Origin of the sequence: Microcella pacifica (assembly GCF_009371975.2) — a bacterium.
Classification (GTDB): domain Bacteria; phylum Actinomycetota; class Actinomycetes; order Actinomycetales; family Microbacteriaceae; genus Microcella; species Microcella pacifica.
In genome coordinates, this window is sequence record NZ_VIKT02000048.1 from 1 (window position 1) to 2,254 (window position 2,254).

2 protein-coding genes are annotated in these 2,254 nt (G+C 73.1%); both read right to left on the bottom strand.

Features of this window, described 5'->3' with window-relative positions:
• Positions 1–97: 97 nt before the first annotated feature.
• The gene (locus FK219_RS13250; RefSeq protein WP_152584338.1) at positions 98–751 is read right to left on the bottom strand and encodes a response regulator transcription factor; all 654 of its coding nucleotides are present in this window, start codon (positions 749–751) and stop codon (positions 98–100) included.
• Positions 752–761: 10 nt separating this feature from the next.
• Positions 762–2,174, bottom strand: coding sequence for a sensor histidine kinase (locus tag FK219_RS13255; protein WP_152584339.1), 1,413 nt, complete (start codon positions 2,172–2,174; stop codon positions 762–764).
• Between the last annotated feature and the right edge of the window lie 80 nt (positions 2,175–2,254).

Genomic DNA, 2,254 nt, shown 5'->3' on the forward strand with positions numbered 1-2,254 from the left:
GCACGTGCGCGGGCACGTGCGCGGCGCGGGTGCGCGGCGCGGGTGCGCGGCGCGGGTGCGCGGCGCGGGTGCGCGGCGCGGGTGCGCGGCGCTCGCGCTACGCGCCGTTCTGCAGGTAGGCGACGACGGCGAGCACGCGGCGGTGGTCCTCCCCCGTGTCGTCGAGCCCGAGCTTGGCGAAGATCGCCGAGACGTTCTTCTCGACGGCACCGACCCCGATGTGCAGGGCCTGCGCGATCGCCGCGTTCGTGCGGCCCTGCGCCATGAGCTCGAGCACGTCGCGCTCACGCGGTGTGAGCGCCTCGAGCGGGTCGTGCCGTCGGGCCATGAGCTGACTCACCACCTCGGGGTCGAGTACGGTGCCGCCGGCGACGATGCGGTGCAGGGCATCCCGCACATCGTCGAGGCTGACGACGCGGTCTTTGAGCAGATAGCCGAGCCCCGCACTGCCGGCCGCGAGCAGCTCGTGCGCGTAGGTGAGCTCGACGTACTGCGACAGCAGCAGGATCGCGAGGCGCGGGTACCGATTCCGCAGCTCGAGCGCCGCCCGCACCCCTTCGTCGCGGAAGGTCGGCGGCATGCGCACATCGAGCACGACGGCGTCGAGCTCGAGCCCCGCGACCTCGGCGAGCAGCGCCTCGGCGTCGCCGTAGGCACCGACGACGTCGAGACCCGCGTCACGCAGCACGCGCACCAGCCCTTCGCGCAGCAGCACCGAGTCATCGGCGACGGCTACGCGAAGGGCTGGCATAGGGGCAAGCCTAGGCACGCGGCTCGCGGTCAGCGGTGCGGTCGGCGGCGGGGGCGGATGCTCCGCTCACGCCCACGAGGGGCAGCGTCGCCCGCACGACGGTCGGGCCGCCGTCGGGGCTGTCGATCGCGAGCTCGCCACCGAGCCCGTGGGTGCGGTCGCGCAGCCCTTCGAGGCCGTGGCCCGTGCGCTCGATTGCGCCGCCCGTGCCGTCGTCGCTCACCGTGATCGTGAGCGCGCCATCCTCGGCGACGACCGCGAGGGTGATGCGTGTCGCCTGCGAGTGCTTGGCGGCGTTGGCAATGAGCTCGCTCGCCACGAAGTAGGCGTTGCGCGCGACCTCGTCGGGCAGGTTCGCGGTCGCGCCCAGCTGCGACTCGAGCGCCACCGGGATGCTCGAGCGGCTCGCGAGCGACTCGAGCGCGGCGAAGAGTCCGCGGTCGAGCAGCAGAGGCGGCGCGAAACCGCGCGACAGGTTGCGCAGCTCGTCGAGCGCGTCCTGCGCCTGGCGCCGGGCATCCGCGACGAGGCCGCGGGCCTCCTCGGGGTTCTCGGCGATGCGGCGCTCGGCCGCGGCGAGGTCCATCTGCAGCCGGATGAGGCGCTGCTGCGGGCCGTCGTGGATGTCGCGCTCGATGCGGCGCAGGGCGCTGCCCTCGGCGGCGACAGCCGCCTGGCGGGAAGTGAACAGGCTCGATACCTGGCGCTCGAGCTGCTCGTTGCTGAAGCGGCCGAGGAACGGGCGCGCGATCGCGGCGTGCAGCCACGTGAAGCCGCGCAGCACGTAGGGCAGGGTGAGGAGGGCGACGACGCCGAGCACGATGGCGGTGACCGCGATGGCCGGCGCGAGGCTCTCCAGCCGCCCCTCGGCGACCACCCAGTCGGCCGTGGTGTAACCCTCGACCGAGAACTGCAACCCCCTCGTCGCGAGGGCGATGGGCACGGCGATGGCCACGACGGTCAGGCTCAGCCAGACGGTGAGCACGACGAAACTCACCGTCGCGATGATCGGCGCGATGACGGCTCCGTGGAGCAGGGCGAGCCAGTACCGGCCGTTCGCGAGGGGGCGCAACCAGCGCTTCCACCACACGGCGGTCGGGTCGCTCTGCCACTCGGGCGGTGTGATGGGCGCCTCACCCGAGAAGCGCAAGCGCGCAATCTCGAACGCGCCCGCGTACCGCGATAGCAAGAGGGTGAGGGAGAGCACGAAGATGCCGACGACGAAGACGAGCAGGCTTGCTGCGCCCGAGACGAGCGACGTGAGAATCGCGCTCACCGCGATCGCAATGAGGAACGTGGGAACGAGGTAGCCGAGAGCGCGCGGCACCCGGCGCCACACGGCGCCGTAGCTCCAGCTGTCGGGCACGGCCGGCGCCGTGGGGGCGGGGGCCGCCGGCGCGGGGGTCGGGGATGCGGTGGTCATGGGTTTCTCCTGGGGTCAGACTGCCACGGCGCGGGGTGCGGCGCGGTGACTCCAGCCTCCTGACTCGCCTTGGCCTGGGC